This is a genomic window from Poseidonibacter antarcticus (genome assembly GCF_003667345.1).
Lineage (GTDB): Bacteria > Campylobacterota > Campylobacteria > Campylobacterales > Arcobacteraceae > Poseidonibacter > Poseidonibacter antarcticus.
Genome location: NZ_RCWF01000002.1, coordinates 229,034 through 246,393 on the forward strand (window position 1 = coordinate 229,034; position 17,360 = coordinate 246,393).

The following is a 17,360-nucleotide window of genomic DNA, read 5'->3' on the forward strand; positions in this document are numbered from 1 at the left end:
AAGAAGCTTTACTTTTTTAGCTTAACTTGTTACACCATCTGAGATAGATTGTTCTACTTTTATTTGAACTGTTGTATCTACTATTTGTGCATTTCCATCTGTTGATACTAAATCAGAATTTTCTGAAGAAACTTTATTTACTTCACTTTCATCTTCTTCAAGTCCAGGAATATTATTTGATGTTTCCAAAAGATCGTCTAATACTTCAGAAATTTCATCATCTTTATTATCTAAATTAATTTCTTCTTTTTGAAGTTCAGAAACATTATCAAAATTTATTCCATTATCAATAAGTTCTGTCGAAAGTTCTTCTACTACTTCATCTGATTCTTCTTCTACAGATTCATCTTCAAGGATTACTTTTTCAGTCTCGTCTACAACTTCTGGATTTATATCATTTATTGTAATTCCTAATTCACTCAATGTAATTAATTCATCATCACCTATATCATTTGAATCTAACTCTGATATAATTTCTCCTGATGCATTTTTAAATGTAATACTATCACCTTCATCATAAGTAAATAATCCATTTTCATCTGTAATACTTTCAAATCCTGAACTTGTTGTATATGATACTCCATCAATTGCTTCTGTTCCTAATGTTGCTGTTAATATACTATCTTCAACTACAACATCATCAGAAGTTCTTTCATCAAATTCACTTTCATCAATTCCTGCATATTCTTCAAGCATATCTTGAACATGTTCCATTGCTGTATCTTCATCTACATATGTTTGACCTATATTTTCAACAAATACTTTTACTTCTTCTTCAGATGCTGTTTTAAGGTTAATATATGAATCAACCAATGCTACTCTTGTTTCATCTGTAATTACAATATTATCACTAGCATCACTATCGATTGACTGTAAGAATGTTGCTAAGTTTTCTAGATATTCATCATTTACATTTGTATGTTCTACATCTGCTATATCTTGAAGGAACACTTTTCCATTTGCAAGGTCTTCTGCTGTTACTACACCTAAAACAACTGCTCCTACACTAAACGTTACACTATCACCTTCTTTATAGTTAAAGTCTCCATTTGAGTCTGTTAGTCCTTTTAGTCCTGAACTTGTCTCATATTCTACACCTTCTACTATTCCATCGATTAGCGTTGCTGTTTTTGTTGCTGTTGATGTAAGGGATACTATTCCATCATTAAATTGAATATTTTCAACATTATTTACAGTAAGTTCATATCCTGCATCCCATTGACTCCATGCATTATATGTTAATGCTTTTATAGTATAACTGCCATCATTATTTTCAACAATATCAAATTTTGTTGTTCCATCATCTTGATTATGATTAATAACTAAAGTATCATTTCCATCTTCACCATTAATAACTTGTCCTGTTCCCTTCCAAAAACTATCAGGTGTATTTATTGTATCATCGCCACTTCCTGCATTAATGATTTTATTATTACCTTCACCTATATTTATAGTATCTGATCCTTCTGTGCCATTAATAACTTCTTTATCCTCCCAAGAATTATATGAACTATTAATTTCATTATTCGAACTTTCCTGTACTTTTGAATTATCTGATGACGTATCATTAGTAGATTTATTTAAACTTGTTTTTAAACTCACAGTATCACTTGATATTGTTGTATCACTATCCGTTGCTGTTGCAACATTATCCTCATCTTCATTATCTCTAGTTTCTGTAGCACTTGCTGTTATAGTTAAATCAACATTTTCAGTTCCTTCAGGAACAGTCATTTTGATATTTGTATAATCGATAGACTTTACATCTTCTGTAGTAGTTAATTGCCAAGTACCATTGCCTTGATCAACTAAATTATTTAAATCAAAACTTGCATTATTAGGAACACCACTTATTTCTACACTTAATGTTTCACTTCCATCTATATCTGCTAAAGCGGCACTTATATCGACATTGTATTCTATTGTTGGGCTTGCATATCGTATCTCTTCGATATGATTTACTGTTAATGTTTGGTTTGTATCCTTATCAATTATTTGAGCTGCTATTACACCATTGTTATTTGTATAATTATTTACAGTGTAACTCGATTCAGATTTACCTAGTACTAATATATCTTTCCCATTTCCACCATCTAAAGATGTATTGCCACCGATGTTTCCATTTATTTGAATTACATCAGGACCATTTCCACCTTTTATATTGGTACCACCAGCTGTATTACCAATAATAACATGATCTTTACCATTTCCAACATCTATATTTTGATTAGAAGATAAATCTCCAAAGTTATGTTCCGTATATCCATTTAAATTTCCAAGATTTACAGCACTTCCAGTTGAGTCTACTTTTGTTACATCAATACTTACAGTAGTTGGAGCATCAGCAACAGCTTTAACATCAATAGTTGTAGTATATGCATCACCAAAATAAGTTCCATTCCCGACTTCAAATTTAAAACTTCCATCTTCATCGCTATTAGCAGTTGGTTCAAATACAAGTTTTCCAGCTGCTATATTAGCTAAAGAGATAACAGTACCTGCTCCAATTGCCACTTTTGAAGTAGCTGTTATAATAGTTGATTCTCCATCTTTATTGATAATAGTATCTCCACTTGTTACATTTAAATAAAGTGTACCATTTGTTGGAAGCTCAGTTATTTTAAATTCTGTTGTAGTAGTAGCAGTATAATCACCAAAATCATTTATTGTTAAACTATAATAAGATGTCTCTTCGTCAGTATTAATAACATCATTTGTTGATATTAATGGATCTGGAGCAAAATTAAAAGTTTCACTTGTAGTATTAACTTTCTCATAACCTCCACCAATCACTTCTGTTACTTTTACCTCTATACTAGATAAATCCTCCAATGCAGCTATTTGTATCGCATCAAGTGTTACTGTTCCTCTTCCTGTTGCATTTAATGCAACATCATAATTATCATTACCTATCTGAACTTTAACTGTTGCATTACCATGAGGGGGATAATCTTCATCCATTTGAATACTAAAAGTTATACTACCATCTGAAGTTACTATATCAGTTATGCTACTATCAACAACTTCTGTATAAACTATCTTATTGATTAAATAATCATCCACATAATTTGGTGCTGAAAACTCTACTTTATCAAAAGATACTATATCTGTATCTGTAGAGTTAGGTAATTCAAAAGTATATGGATTATCTACTTTATCAGAACTTCCTACTGCATTTACCATTTTTATTTGAGTCCCTGATGCATCATAATAAGTAACAAAAGCTTGTGTAGTACTTGAACCATCTCCTGTCACAGTTGCAGAACCAACAACATCACCATCATCATAGAAAGTTACTTCTGCAGTCTCATGATTATTTCTCCAAGCAAAAGCAACATCAAGTGAATTTACATCATTATCAAAATCAACAACAATTTTTTCATTTAATCCTAACTCTGTTGTAGCACCATTTGAAAGATTTGTACTTGTTACACCAAATCCATCATGATTTGTACCACTAACGATAGATAGATCTCTCTCTTCTCCATCTGTTCCAATGGCAGTAACTTTGACACCATTTGTACCACTTACATCAGTTGTTATATCAATAACTTTTGGTGTTGTTGCATCTGCTGTTATTGTTACATTTACGGGGTCACTATCATCAATTATTTTTGTAATAGCAGGTGTGTCATCAAAAGTTAGATTTTCTAAACTTCCTACTTGCCATGCATTTTCTTCATTTACAAATGAGATTGATGCAGATAAAGAGTCATTATCGATATATTTATCTTCACTAGAACCATCATTATCTCTATTTACCTCTGTTGCTTTTACAATTCCAAAAGATTCTCCAGCTTTTATTGTAATAGTTAAAGAATCAGAAGCACTTGCAGGTTCTCCATCTATTCCAACATTCAATGTAACAATTATATCATTTTTAGCTATAACACCATCTGGTAATGAAGCTGTATATGTAATATCGTTTCTGGCTTCAAAATCACCTTCAGGATTTGGATCTTCGTTTACTGATGCTGAAGCTGTTAATGTTACTGTTGTTTCATTTTCAGTATCTGTTACATTTGCTGTTGCACTTGCTCCATCTACACTTACATTTTCAAAGTTTCCACCGTTAATTGCTGTTACTACTACTTCATAACTTTGTGAATCATTATATACATCTGAATCTTGTGTATCAATTGTTAATGTACCTTTTCCACTTGCATCTAAAGCTACTGTTTGTTCAACTCCATTTACAGTTACTGTTGCAGTTGCACTTGTATTCGCATCTGGTGCGTTTGAAGTTTGGATTGTAAATGTTACATTTGCTGCATCTTCATTTACATCTGCTGTACTTACACTTACTGTTGTTGTTTGATTCACATCATCGATATTTGCACTTACTGTTGTAGTTGTGTCTGCTGTTAATTTCTCAAAGTTTCCACCACTTACTTCTGTAATTTTATTATCTAATGTACTTGCATCTTGATATACATCTTCTGTATTTGTGTTTGTAACTTCTAATGTTCCTGTAGTTCCCTCAGTAATTGTAATATCACCAAGTGTTGTTTTTACTACTACTGGATCATCCCCTTCTAAAACTGCGTTTGAAAGTGTTGCTGTAAATGTTACAGTTTGTGTTGCTTCATCTGTATTTGTTGCAGCTAAACTTACTGTTGTTTCATTTTCAGTATCTGTTACATTTGCTGTTGCACTTGCTCCATCTACACTTACATTTTCAAAGTTTCCACCGTTAATTGCTGTTACTACTACTTCATAACTTTGTGAATCATTATATACATCTGAATCTTGTGTATCAATTGTTAATGTACCTTTTCCACTTGCATCTAAAGCTACTGTTTGTTCAACTCCATTTACAGTTACTGTTGCAGTTGCACTTGTATTCGCATCTGGTGCGTTTGAAGTTTGGATTGTAAATGTTACATTTGCTGCATCTTCATTTACATCTGCTGTACTTACACTTACTGTTGTTGTATCAGTCTCAGATTCGAGAACTAGTTCTGGTTCTGACTCTATTCTATCTTCATCAGTATTTTGTATTTCTGTATTAAATTCATCTTCTCTTAAATTACTAGTAATATTAGTTGAATCAGCAGTTCTTACATCAGATACTTCATTAATATCTGTATTATCTAGTACTGTTTCTTCACCTAATGCTGTTTCTTCCTCTGTAGCATCTATATTATTTTCAGTAGATTCTACATCTTCATTTAGGCCTTCTCTAGTAAAAAATAATTCTTCTGTACCTGATACTATCTCAATTAATGAAGAATTATTAAGTTGCATTTGTCCATTATTAAGAACAACTACATCATTTGATAAAAGTTGAATTTCTATTTGTGATGATGACGAATTTGCACTATCTCCAAATACTGTATCATTTTCATAAATCTCGTCACCAACTTCTAAAACTCTAACATTACCATTTTCATCTTTTACTTTGAAAATTCCATTTGATAAGCTTTTAACATTTCCTGTAATCTTCGCCATAACTTTTCCTTAAGGAATATTTTATTTTATTATTTTTAAATATTACCACAATTTTATATATTTGTAAATAACCCAGTGGGGTGATATAAATGAATTTAATACTTAAATATTATTAAATTATTTAGTTTAGGAACTTTATTTATTAAAACGTGCTATATAGAGTGTTTGTATTACAGATAGTATTTTGTAAACTAGACATTTTTTTGTCTAGTTTTTATAGATTTACTACTAAAAATTCACTTTGATATTTTATATTAACAAAAAAGGAAAAGATATATATTATAGTAGAATAAATTATATGTTTAAGAGTTTTTTTCTGATATACAACAAATAAAAGATTGCACATCTATCATATCTTTTGGTTCAAGTTCTGTAATATTATTCTTTAAATATTTAGCAAATTTTTGAACTCTGTTATAAGTATTCCAATTTAATTTTAATTTATATTTAATATCATAGCCTACTATATCAGTAATACTTTGTATAGTTGTCGGTTTAATAAACATATGATTATTTGAATGGATTAAGAATTGGAAATATGAGACTATTGTCCATTTATTTGCATTTATTGATTCTAAAACTGCACAAAATTTATTAAAATGTAGTTTTTCATTTTCTTCATCATACAACAAATTAAATAACAATTTTGAAAATTCTTCTTTTGATTCATCTGATTCTAATCCGTTTTTAATTGCTAATTTTTCATTTGGTAAAATTAAAGTTGTTGTATTTATAATTTTTAATGCTCTTTTTACAATTTCTTCGTAATTATCATTTTTTAAGAGTTCTTCATATTCTTCTTTATTAAGTAAGTCAATTGCTAAATCTTTTGCTTTTATTTTATAATTTCTTTTTTTCTGTACATAATCTTCACCACTAAATCCATCTTCATAGTTTTCTAGAAAATATTTTATTAAGTTAGAATTAGGAATAAATTTTTCACTATTTTCAGTATTTATATTTTCAAATAGTTCATTAGTTATTTCATCAATTTCTACTAATGGATTTTGTTTTCTATTAAATTTTTTTAAACCACAATTTAAGAAAAATACTTCATAAATATTATTTCCAGTATTTTCTAATACCTTACCTGCTCCCCATTCTTCTTTCAAAGGATTTTTTACACATATGTCTTTTTTTAATATCATTTAGTCTTCTTTATTTTAATATTTACAAGTATTTGATAATAAAATATATTTAAATCCATTTTATTACAAAACACTAATAACTCTTAGTTTAGCACTTATTTATAAATTCCAGCATATTTGATACAAAATTACTTTCTTAAAGACTCTAAATTCTTTCTTTTTTATATTTTAATAACTGATGTTTTTATGAATTAGTTTTATAACTTTATTGTTTATTTCAGATATGCCAATATATAAATATACTAAAATTTATAGTTATTTAAAATTCTTTAGAAAAATGATAAATTTTATTAAATACGTACTTAACGTGTTTTGAACTAATTATTTTTTGGGAATATTAATTTTACATAAAGATATATAACAATTGGAAGAATTGCAAAAAGTATAATAAAAGTTATTATACCAATTTTTATTTGTATTGATATAAACATTATAAGAGCATAAATAATCATTATAATAATTCTTACTTTTTTATCTAAATTATTTAATTTTTTTAGATTCATAAAATACACTTTATCTTAATTTTTTTAATTATACAATTAATTTAAATAAAATATACTATTTGTATTAAAATTTAATTTTTATTATCCTTTAATTTTTAGCTATCGATACATTTTTTATAGCTTCTGTTTTAAACTAGATATTTTAATCTATTTTTATTGTTTTTATTTCTTCTTATTTTTCTTTTTTGAAGCTTTAGCCATTTTAGCTTTTTTCTTAGCTTTTGCTTTTGCTAAATCTACATTAGCACCTTTTCTAGCATTTATAACTTGTTCACTTGTTTCTTTGTGATTAAAGCCTACTAGAACTGGATTTTTATTTTGATTAGACTTCATTGCAATCTTATCACCTTTAGTTGTATCTACACTAGAAGTATTTTTTCTTGACATTTTTTACCTTAAGTTTTATAATTATCGTATTCTATTGAAACTTCAATTACAAAGAGTTAAAAAAACTACTTTTGACATTCTTGTGCAGTAATCATTTGTAAATAATCTTTGAAATAAATCTTTTCATTATTTTCTATATATACTCTTGGTACTCTCTTATTAATCATACAAACAATTTCATAATTAATTGTGTCTAATGATTCAGAAACACTATCAATTGAAATTCCATTTTCATCATTTCCACCAAATAAAACAACCTCATCACCAATTTTAACATCGAGACCTGTAATATCAATAAGACATTGATCCATACAAATATTTCCAATAATAGGCACTTTTTTATCTTTTACCATTACAAAAGCTTTCCCTGATAACATTCTTGTAAGTCCATCAGCATAACCAATTGGAAGAGTTGCTACTTGTGTGTTATATTCACATTTATGTTTTAAACCATAACTAACACCCTGCCCTTTTTCAATCTGTTTTACTTGAGAAACTTTTGCTTTTAAACACATAACTTCTTTTAGATTTATTTTATTATGGTTTACATATTTTGAAGGATATAAACCATATAACATAATCCCAGCACGAACCATATCTTTGTTATATTCAGGTAAATCAATAATAGCTGCACTATTTGAAACGTGTTTAATAGGAATATCTAAACCTTTTTGTTTTAAAGCATTAACAACATTTTCATAAGATTTTACTTGTTTTCTTGTATATTCTTTATCTATTTCATCAGCAGTTGCAAAGTGAGTAAAAATACCTTCAATATATAAACCATCAAGTTTACTCATTTGTAATATCGAATCAATTGTTTCTTGACTTTCTTGCATACCTAATCTATTCATTCCTGAATCAATTTTAATATGTATAGTCATTTTCTTATTTAGACTAAGTGCCGTTTTTGAAAAAAATTTTGCTTGTCTTAAAGAATAAACAGTTTGAATTATATTATTTTGAAGTATTTCTTCTGTTAATTCATCAGGAGTATAACCTAATACTAAAATTTCAATATCAGGGAAAGAAGCTCTTAATTGTATTGCTTCAGATAATGTAGCAACTGCAAATCTATTCGCACCATTGTCAAGTAGAGTTTGAGCAATTGATACTGCTCCATGCCCATAACCATCTGCTTTTATCACAGCAGTAACTTTAGTATCTTTTTTTACTATTCGTCTTGTTTCTCTCATATTATGAGCTAAATTATCCAAATTAATTTCTGCCCATACAGCTCTTGATAATTTCACTTTTTTCTCCTGATATTACTAATAAATTATTTTAACTTTTTTTTATAAGCAGATAGTTTAAATCTGCTTATAACTTTTTTTAATTATGATTTCTTTGGAATACCATTTTCAAAGTATCTATTTGTTTCAGCTACGATTACTTTAGATAATAAAAGTAAAGCTATTAAGTTTGGTATAGCCATTAATCCATTTGCTAAATCTGAGAAGTTCCATACAAATCTTAATTCAGTAACTGCTCCAACCATAACAAAAACTAAAAATATAATTCTATAAAGTATTACTGATTTTTCACCAAAGGCATATTCAAAACCTTTTTCACCAAAATATGACCATCCAAGTAATGTTGAGTAAGCAAAAAATACTGTTGTTGCAAATACAATTATCATACCAGTATCACCTAAGAAGAATTCAAAACTTTTTAAAGTCAATAATCCAGCACTTCCACCTTCTAACCAAACAGGAGCCATTAAAATTACAGTTGCAGTCATTGTACATACAATTAAAGTATCAATAAGAGTTTGTAACATAGAAACTAAAGCTTGTTTAACAGGATCACTAGTTTGTGCAGCAGCTGCAGCAATTGCACTTGAACCAAGTCCAGCTTCATTTGAAAATAATCCTCTTGAAACCCCCATTCTAATTGCAGCAGCAACAGCAGCACCAGCAAATCCACCAGCAGCTGCAAAAGGAGCAAAGGCATGTTCAAAAATTAAACCAAAAGCATCTGGTACTCTATCAAAGTTTGTAACAATAATAAAAAATGCAGAAAGCATATATAATAAAACCATAAAAGGAGAGAAATAAGCTGTAAATTTTCCCATAGTTTTAATTCCACCAAGAATAACAGCTCCTGTAAGAACAACTAAAACAGCTCCTGTAATCCAAGTAGGAATTTGTGCTTGATCATATAATACAGTTGCAACTGCATTTGATTGAGTCATATTTCCAGTTCCAAATGAAGCTAAAATAGTTAAGATAGCAAAGGCCATTCCAAGTTTTGGCATATTTAGTCCATTTGTGATGTAATACATTGCACCACCTTTATAACCATTTATACCTTTTTCTCTATATTTAACAGCTAAAATAGCTTCTGAATATTTTGTAGCCATTCCTACTAAACCTGTAATCCACATCCAGAATATTGCTCCAGGACCTCCAAGTGCAATTGCAGTTGCAACTCCAACAATATTACCAATACCAACAGTTGCACCAAGTGATAACATCAAAGCAGAAAACTGAGAAATATCACCTTCTGCTTTTTTATCCTTTGCAAAAAGAATTTCTATGGCATGAGCTACAACCTTAAATTGTAGTCCTTTTAAACGTATAGTTAAGAACAAACCTGTTCCAACAAGTAATATTAGCATAGGAGCACCCCATACTAATGATGATAATGAGCTAATAAAGCCGTTAATTGTTTCCATATCTTCTCTCCTTAGATATTCTAATGAGTAATTAAATTATTAAAATTACTCGCATTACGTAACTAACTAAACAACAGTTTAATTACAATATTAATCCAATGATTAATATTGTAATCAAACAAAGATATAAAATGAAGAGATTATCTCTTCATTTTATATTATCCTTGGAAAAAAGATGAGAATAATAAAATATCCACATTTGTTTCATTTTTCTTATCAACTGTAATTACATCACTAATAATTTTACCAATTGAAGGAGCAAATGTAATTCCTAACCAACCAAGACCAGTAGCGTGAACTAAGTTATTGTAATTTTCATCGAATCCTAAGATTGGAATATCATTTGGAGTAAGTGGTCTAAATCCTGACCATTCTATAACATCTCTTCTTTCAAAATCATTTGTATATTGAGCTAAGTTTGCATTCATACTATCAATTTGTTTTTTTACAATAGCAGGATTTTTTGTTGCTAGTTCAAGTTTTGCAGTCATTCTAATAGTCTCTCTTCTTGGAGTCATTGCAATAAAAAGATCAGCAAATAAGGCTGAAGTTTTAGGCATTAATTCTTTATCCATTTTATAAGTTAAACTATAACCTTTTGCAGGTGTCATTAAAAATTTGTTTTTTGCTTGTTTTGCTAAAGTATCATCCCAACCTGTAGATAAAACAAAAGTTTCAGCTTCATACACATCTTTTGAAGTTCTGATTTTACTAACTTTTGAACCTTCAAATTCTAATCTTTTTACTTCTTCATTTAAAAGGAATTCAACACCTTTTTCTTCTAAGTATTTTTTTAGGGCAAGCATCATTTCACCTGAATCAATATGCCCATTTTCTTTTAACAAAATTGAACCAATTGCTTTATCATTTAAAATTGGCATATACTCTTTTGTTTTTTCTTTTGAAAGAATTTCGTAAGCTTTAGGATCAGTACAATGAGCAGCTTTTGCATCAAAACTAGCTTGTTCTGTATAAATCATTAATAAACCATCTTTTCTAAAGTGAAAATCTATACCATCATCTTCAACCATTGATTGATACATATCTAAACTAACTTGTCCATATCTCTCAAATAATGCTAAAGTTTTTTTCAATCTAGCTTCAGTTGCACTAGCAGCAAATTTTAAAAGCCATTTTAATAAATGTAAATCTAATGTTGGATGAATACTTAGAGGTGATTCTCCTTTTAACATTAATTTTAAAGTTTCAGTAATAGCACCAGGTGTACTAAATGGAGCTTTTTTAAATGCAGATAATAATCCTGCATTCCCAAAAGATGTCCCATTTGTAATATCATTTTTTTCAATTACAGTTACACTTCGTCCACTTTTTTGTAAACAATATGCTGACATAAGTCCAATACAACCACCACCTACAATAATCACATCTTTTTTCATTTTACTTCTCCATTAATCTATATAATAAATTTTAGTTTATTTTTTTGCTATTGCTTCAATTTCAATCAAAGCGTCTTTTGGTAATCTTGCTACTTCATAAGTTGCACGTGCTGGATATGGAACACTAAAGTATTCTCCATAAATTTTATTTACTATAACAAAGTCTTCTAAATCTTTTAATAAAATTGTTGTTTTTGAAATATCTTTCATTTCTAAACCAGCTTCTTCTAAAATATACTTGATATTTTCTAAAGATTGTTTTGCTTGAGATGCAATATCCTCTCCTGCAAATTCACCTGTATTTTCATCTATTGGTAATTGACCTGATACAAAGATGAAACCATCTTTATCTACAGCTTGAGAATATGGTCCTATTGCACCAGGAGCTTTACTTGAATTTATTGCTTTCATTTTAATCCTTTTATGATAATTTTTTTTCACTAAGGGCAGTATATAATAAAATTTTATCAATGTAAATACTTTTTTGTATATTTTTAATACAATTTTATTATCGTAAGAATAAATTATTATAGTTTGACAATCTTTTCTTATTATTCTATAATATTTTTTATACAAAAACTATTTAAGGAATATTTATTGAATCCGTACATTAAAAAATTTACATTTATTGCAGACTTTCTAGCAGAAGTGCTAGGCAGCAATACTGAAGTTATATTACATGATTTAACTAACTATAAAGAATCCATAGTATATATTGTAAATGGGCATATTAGTGGAAGAAAAATAGGAGATTCTATTACAGACTTAATGTTAGAGTTTATTCATAAAGAATCAAAAGGTAATAAACAATTTATATGTAATTACAATTCAAAAACACTTTCAGGTAAACTTTTGTATTCTTCAACATATTTTATTAGAGATAATTCAAATAAGATAGTTGGTGCTTTAGGTTTAAATTCAGACTATCATGATTTCAAAAAATCATTATCTTTTTTGACTTCTTTACTACCTAATTATGTTGATGATAAGACTCTTGCTTTAAATAATGTAAGAGAAAACCTAAGTTCAGATGCGCAAGAATTAACATTAAATAAAATTGATACAATAATAAATCAATTTAATATTATTCCAACAAGAATGACTACACAAGAAAAAACAGATATTATTGCAGCGCTAGATGAATGTGGAATCTTTAATATAAGAGGTTCTGTTCAAGAAGTAGCAAATAAAATTGGTATGTCAGAACCTTCAATTTATAGATATATTAAGAAAACTAGAAAATAAACTAATTTTTTTAGACTCTGCAACCTTAATTTTTTCTTCTTTTAAAACTTTCTTAAACTCTATAATTATAATTAAAACTTATTATGATAATATAATTATATATTATTGAACATAAGGGAAAATCATGAAAAAATTAAAATATTTAAATCATATTGTATTATTAACAAGCCTAACAATAGGATATAGCGCTTGTGGTGACACTAAAAAAGTCAACGATCAAAAAGTAAAACAAAGTGAGACATTAAGTCAAAATAATACTAATATTGAACCTTTTATAAAAAAATACGCTATAAAAAGTGCTCATATTGAATATAAAATTATAGGTTCTATGGACATTATGGGTAATAGTTCAAAAACAACAGGAACAAAAAAATTAATTTTTTCAAACTTTGGGAGTCATGAATTAACTGAAATTAATAAAATTGAAGAACAAAATATGATGGGAAATCAAAAAACAATAAAAACTCATACATTAGACTATATTAAAGAAGCAACATTATATAAAGTTGACTTTAATAAGAAAAACATACAAAGAATGCAAGTTCCTGCCTTAGGTATGATGATAGAAGATAAAGATGAAAGCATACAGGAAAAAGGTCAAAAGATAATAATAAGTATGGGTGGGAAAAAAATTGGCATTGATAAAGTCTTAGGTTATGAATGTGAAGTTTGGTCATTAATGGGAACAGAACAGTGTTTATATAAAGGAATTCCTCTTAAAGTTCAGAGTAATATTATGGGGATAAAAAATACTGAAATAGCTACAAAAATTGAATTTGATTTACCTATAAATAAAGATATATATAAACTCCCAACTTTTCCTATAATTGATAGTATAAGTGGAACAAATATAGATAGAGATCAATTAGATAAAATGGATGAGACTGACAAAAAAAATGCTATTAAAAATAGAACTGACCTAGATAATTTGACTCAAACATTACAAGAGAGTCAAAAGAAAATAAAAGCCAATCCTAATATGAGCGAAGAAGAACAAAAAAGATTACTAATAGAAACTATGAGTAATTCAAAAGATATGAAAAGCCAATTTGAAAAACAAAAAGAAATGATGCCAAAAGCTATTACTCTTATGAAATTTTATCGAGATTGTCTTCAAGATGCTAAGTCCAAAGCTGATGCACAATCTTGTGATAAAAGAGGACAAGCACTAGCTAAAAAATTAGGGATAGATGAAGAATTTAATGATGAGGAAGAAGATAAAAGAGCTTGGACAAAAGAAGGAAGAAGAACTATTGTTTTAGAGATAAATGAAGAAATAAAAAATATAGAAAGTAGATTACCTTGTATTCAAAAAGCAAAAAACATGATGGATTTAATGAATTGTAATCAATAATCCTAAATTCTTCTATATTAAAGATAATATAATAAATTATTTAGATATATTGTATATAAACCAAAAATTCTATTGTAGGGAGAAATTATGAAAAAAAGTATCTTAAACGTTTTTCTTATGCTCTTTGTTCTTCTATTTTCTGCATGTACAGCAAAAAATGAAGTAGATCAAAATGAAAAAAAACAACTTATTCTAAATATGAAAGATAAAGTTCTTCAAGATTTATATATATTGAAACCAGATGTAAAGGCACAAATTACAAATGCTGAAGGTTATGGTGTATTTACTAATGCTAATCTAAAAATAATTTTTGCAAGTCTTGGTGGTGGTTATGGTGTAATTAAAAATAATAATACTCAAAGATATACTTATATGAGAATGGGAGAAGCAGGAGTCGGACTAGGTCTTGGTATAAAAGATTATAGATTAATTCTTGTTTTTCATACAAAAGAAAGCTTAAATAATTTTATAAAAAATGGTTGGACACTTGGTGCACAAGCTGATGCATCTGCAAAAGCAAATAACCAAGGTTATTCTGTTGGTGGAGAAATGAATGTAAACGATATTACAATTTATGAACTAACAGAAAACGGTCTATCTCTACAAGGTACAATAAAAGCAACTAAATTCTGGAAAGATGAAGAGCTAAATTAGTAAGAAAGAATAGAATCATCCCCAGTTATAATTACTGGGTCTATTTTGCCTTGTCCATTTTTTGACATAATATCTTGTCCTTCTTTTGATAAAACATAATTTACAAATTTAATAGCACCAGTTTTATCTTTTGAAGGATTATCATTTTCAATAATTGTAATACCATATATCATTGCATCAGCATCTTTAGTAATAAATGACCCCTCTTCTTTACCATTAATATTAAAAGAAACTGTTTTGTAAAATTCTTTATTCTCATTATCTTTTAAAGATACTTCTTTTGATAAAGTAATATATTCTAAATTGTGTTGTTTAGCAACTGATTTATAAATATATAAATAGTCATATTTATTTTCTTGAATTAATCTTAATAGTTCAGACTCTTTATCTCTTACTATGATTTTATTTTTATTTTCACTTCCTTCTTTATAACATGGTTCATATCCTAGTAAATTATTATAGAAGTTTGGTATATTATAAAACTTTTCTGCTAATTTTGTTACTAAGATTGATCTATAGCCACAAGGATCTAAGTTTGGGTTTGTGTGTGCGATTTTTACATCATCTCTTAAAAAAATTTCTGGCCAGTTCTGATTCGTTATTTCTTTTGCATATTTTGCATTTTTTGTATATGCAATAACCATTTCATTTGTTGAAAATTGCGCATTAAATTTAGCATATTTAGGAATTAACAAATTATCAATTACTTTATAATCGGCACTTGCTAATACATCAGCATGTTTACCTTCTTCATAGATCTTTTTTGCTGCTTTTATTGAACCTGAGTTTTCCATTTTTACAATATATTTTGGGTATTTATTTTCAAATGCTTTTGCTATTTGCAGAAAAGGTATGCTTAAGGAACCTGCTTGAAAGACTGTAATAATTTCTTTTTGCATTATTTATAAATATCTTGAGTAATTACAATACTATTATCATTTTCAATAAGAGTAAGTTCATTATCAAATATATTACACTGCATATTCATAGATCGTCTGTAAAGTGATTCTATATCACCCTTAATATTTAGATGTACTATTTGAAGATTCTTAAAATGAAAAAGAGAATGTTCTATATTTTTACGCCAAATACTCTCTAAATTTTCTTCAAATGTATATATTATTACTCTTTCTGATTGTCCACATATTTTTTTGATACGTTTTTTATTAGGTTGTCCCAAATCAATCCATACTTCAATATTTCCGTCTTGTGACTTTTGACATAATCCAGGCTCATCATCTTGTACTCTTCCTTTACAAAACATCAAAGTATCATTTGCATTTAATATAAAAGCAACTAGCCTAATCATTAGTCGTAAATCATCTTCTGATGGATCTTGTGCTAGAGTTAAGTGATGTTCGTTATAATAGTTTTTATCCATATTTGCAATATTTAGTAAAGCCTTATGAATAATTGGATTTGCAGCCATTCTTATCCTTTATTTTGTATCATATTTTGGAATTATTCTCAAATAAATTTATTAAATCTTACTAAAATTTTCTAAGAGATTTCCATGTTCCTGCATTGTGTACATTATCAAAGCCTTTTTCAATTAAAATATTTTTTGCACTCCCACTTCTACTTCCACTAGCACAACAAAGAATTATAGGCTTTGTATTATCTAATTCTATTATTCTATTTTCAAGTGAACCTAATGGAATATTGATACTTCCCTCTTTATGAGCCAAAACAAATTCATCTACAGTACGAACATCAATAATTTGTCCACCTTGAGTAAGTAAAGATGGTACAAGTTTTAATACTTGATATTGAGTATATTTTTTGTAGGCTATAAAAGCTACAAATGCGATAATAAAATAAATTAAATTTTCATTCATAAGCATCAATTCTTATAACAAACGTCAAAAAACTGTTTTTCTAACACTACTGCTTGATTAAAATATTCTTTAATTATTTCTTGTTCTGCTTTATTCGCATTATTAAATGCAGTATCAAGTTGAGTTCTTAAGTGTTCTACAACTGATTCAAAATACTCACCAGAATGCAATGTAATCCACTCTCCAAAGTAAAATGGAAGTGATTCAACACAATCAACCAATGGCTTTGCCCAACTTAAATAAATCCACTCAGCAACACATAATACAGCAATCATATTCGCATATTCACCACTATTTATAGCTTTTAACATTAATGCTTGGAAATCACTAGTTGGTTTTAAAATTGTTGGATTTTCTTGTTCACTTTTAGGAACTTCCAATGTTTCAAATGATCGTTGAAAATACGTATTTTCAGGACCTGCAATATTTCCTAAAAAATGAGCTAAAGGTAAACGATCAGCTAAAGATGGAGCATATTGTATTGCACAAGATGCTAGACGTACAAAATTATCAATAAAAGTATAATCTTGACCTAAATAAAGTCTCATTTTATCTAAGTCTAAACTATTATTTGAAAGTTCAGTACAAAAAGAATGACCTATAACTTTAGACCAATTTTCGATATTAGTTTGTTTTAATTGTTCACTTGGACGCATTTGTTTTTTCCTTACTTATTTTTCAAATTTTAAAGAATAGTATACTATAA

The 17,360-nt window shown here is 28.0% G+C and carries 14 protein-coding genes; 3 read left to right on the forward strand and 11 right to left on the reverse strand.

What is annotated here, in order from left to right:
* Positions 1–21: 21 nt before the first annotated feature.
* The 7 genes from D9T19_RS03855 to D9T19_RS03890 all read right to left on the reverse strand — a co-directional run bounded on the left by D9T19_RS03855 (position 22) and on the right by D9T19_RS03890 (position 11,974).
* Positions 22–5,451: a beta strand repeat-containing protein gene (locus D9T19_RS03855; RefSeq protein WP_121626896.1), complete on the reverse strand. Its 5,430-nt coding sequence runs from the start codon at positions 5,449–5,451 to the stop codon at positions 22–24.
* A gap of 302 nt (positions 5,452–5,753) precedes the next feature.
* On the reverse strand, positions 5,754–6,599 hold the full coding sequence (locus D9T19_RS03860) for a hypothetical protein (protein WP_121626897.1): 846 nt from the start codon (positions 6,597–6,599) through the stop codon (positions 5,754–5,756).
* Between the two features lie 665 nt (positions 6,600–7,264).
* Positions 7,265–7,489 carry a hypothetical protein gene (locus D9T19_RS14500; RefSeq protein ID WP_162984536.1) on the reverse strand — a complete coding sequence of 75 codons (225 nt, stop codon included), beginning with the start codon at positions 7,487–7,489 and terminating at the stop codon, positions 7,265–7,267.
* 65 nt (positions 7,490–7,554) lie between these two features.
* A complete protein-coding gene (gene alr, locus D9T19_RS03875) occupies positions 7,555–8,742 on the reverse strand; it encodes an alanine racemase (protein ID WP_121626899.1) in 1,188 nt (395 codons plus the stop codon).
* A gap of 83 nt (positions 8,743–8,825) precedes the next feature.
* A complete protein-coding gene (locus D9T19_RS03880) occupies positions 8,826–10,166 on the reverse strand; it encodes an alanine/glycine:cation symporter family protein (protein WP_121626900.1) in 1,341 nt (446 codons plus the stop codon).
* Positions 10,167–10,324: 158 nt separating this feature from the next.
* Positions 10,325–11,563, reverse strand: a complete 1,239-nt coding sequence (locus tag D9T19_RS03885) for an NAD(P)/FAD-dependent oxidoreductase (RefSeq protein WP_121626901.1) — start codon at positions 11,561–11,563, stop codon at positions 10,325–10,327.
* Between the two features lie 36 nt (positions 11,564–11,599).
* Complete coding sequence (locus D9T19_RS03890; protein ID WP_121626902.1) at positions 11,600–11,974, reverse strand: RidA family protein; 375 nt, start codon at positions 11,972–11,974, stop codon at positions 11,600–11,602.
* 186 nt (positions 11,975–12,160) lie between these two features.
* On the opposite strand from D9T19_RS03890, the gene D9T19_RS03895 reads away from it, so the two are divergent.
* The 3 genes from D9T19_RS03895 to D9T19_RS03905 all read left to right on the forward strand — a co-directional run bounded on the left by D9T19_RS03895 (position 12,161) and on the right by D9T19_RS03905 (position 14,816).
* Positions 12,161–12,808: a helix-turn-helix transcriptional regulator gene (locus D9T19_RS03895; protein WP_162984537.1), complete on the forward strand. Its 648-nt coding sequence runs from the start codon at positions 12,161–12,163 to the stop codon at positions 12,806–12,808.
* Between the two features lie 124 nt (positions 12,809–12,932).
* Complete coding sequence (locus tag D9T19_RS03900) at positions 12,933–14,162, forward strand: hypothetical protein (protein WP_121626904.1); 1,230 nt, start codon at positions 12,933–12,935, stop codon at positions 14,160–14,162.
* Between the two features lie 87 nt (positions 14,163–14,249).
* Positions 14,250–14,816 (forward strand): lipid-binding SYLF domain-containing protein, encoded by a 567-nt coding sequence (locus D9T19_RS03905; protein WP_121626905.1) that lies wholly within the window; start codon positions 14,250–14,252, stop codon positions 14,814–14,816.
* Here D9T19_RS03905 and wtpA read toward each other — a convergent pair.
* The 4 genes from wtpA to D9T19_RS03925 form a co-directional block, all read right to left on the reverse strand.
* The gene (wtpA, locus tag D9T19_RS03910; protein WP_121626906.1) at positions 14,813–15,715 is read right to left on the reverse strand and encodes a tungstate ABC transporter substrate-binding protein WtpA; all 903 of its coding nucleotides are present in this window, start codon (positions 15,713–15,715) and stop codon (positions 14,813–14,815) included. The genes D9T19_RS03905 and wtpA overlap by 4 nt on opposite strands.
* Positions 15,715–16,245, reverse strand: a complete 531-nt coding sequence (locus tag D9T19_RS03915; protein WP_121626907.1) for a YaeQ family protein — start codon at positions 16,243–16,245, stop codon at positions 15,715–15,717. Before D9T19_RS03915 ends, wtpA begins: the two co-directional genes overlap by 1 nt.
* Before the next feature lie 61 nt (positions 16,246–16,306).
* Positions 16,307–16,654, reverse strand: a complete 348-nt coding sequence (locus D9T19_RS03920) for a rhodanese-like domain-containing protein (RefSeq protein WP_121627113.1) — start codon at positions 16,652–16,654, stop codon at positions 16,307–16,309.
* Between the two features lie 5 nt (positions 16,655–16,659).
* On the reverse strand, positions 16,660–17,310 hold the full coding sequence (locus tag D9T19_RS03925) for a TenA family protein (protein WP_121626908.1): 651 nt from the start codon (positions 17,308–17,310) through the stop codon (positions 16,660–16,662).
* Positions 17,311–17,360 lie beyond the last annotated feature (50 nt).

Coding starts and splice junctions, on each gene's coding strand:
- D9T19_RS03855 (WP_121626896.1), bottom strand. CDS start 5,451: ATGGCGAAGATTACAGGAAATGTTAAAAGCTTATCAAATGGAATTTTC.
- D9T19_RS03860 (WP_121626897.1), bottom strand. CDS start 6,599: ATGATATTAAAAAAAGACATATGTGTAAAAAATCCTTTGAAAGAAGAA.
- D9T19_RS14500 (WP_162984536.1), bottom strand. CDS start 7,489: ATGTCAAGAAAAAATACTTCTAGTGTAGATACAACTAAAGGTGATAAG.
- D9T19_RS03880 (WP_121626900.1), bottom strand. CDS start 10,166: ATGGAAACAATTAACGGCTTTATTAGCTCATTATCATCATTAGTATGG.
- D9T19_RS03885 (WP_121626901.1), bottom strand. CDS start 11,563: ATGAAAAAAGATGTGATTATTGTAGGTGGTGGTTGTATTGGACTTATG.
- D9T19_RS03890 (WP_121626902.1), bottom strand. CDS start 11,974: ATGAAAGCAATAAATTCAAGTAAAGCTCCTGGTGCAATAGGACCATAT.
- D9T19_RS03900 (WP_121626904.1), top strand. CDS start 12,933: ATGAAAAAATTAAAATATTTAAATCATATTGTATTATTAACAAGCCTA.
- D9T19_RS03905 (WP_121626905.1), top strand. CDS start 14,250: ATGAAAAAAAGTATCTTAAACGTTTTTCTTATGCTCTTTGTTCTTCTA.
- wtpA (WP_121626906.1), bottom strand. CDS start 15,715: ATGCAAAAAGAAATTATTACAGTCTTTCAAGCAGGTTCCTTAAGCATA.
- D9T19_RS03915 (WP_121626907.1), bottom strand. CDS start 16,245: ATGGCTGCAAATCCAATTATTCATAAGGCTTTACTAAATATTGCAAAT.
- D9T19_RS03920 (WP_121627113.1), bottom strand. CDS start 16,654: ATGAATGAAAATTTAATTTATTTTATTATCGCATTTGTAGCTTTTATA.
- D9T19_RS03925 (WP_121626908.1), bottom strand. CDS start 17,310: ATGCGTCCAAGTGAACAATTAAAACAAACTAATATCGAAAATTGGTCT.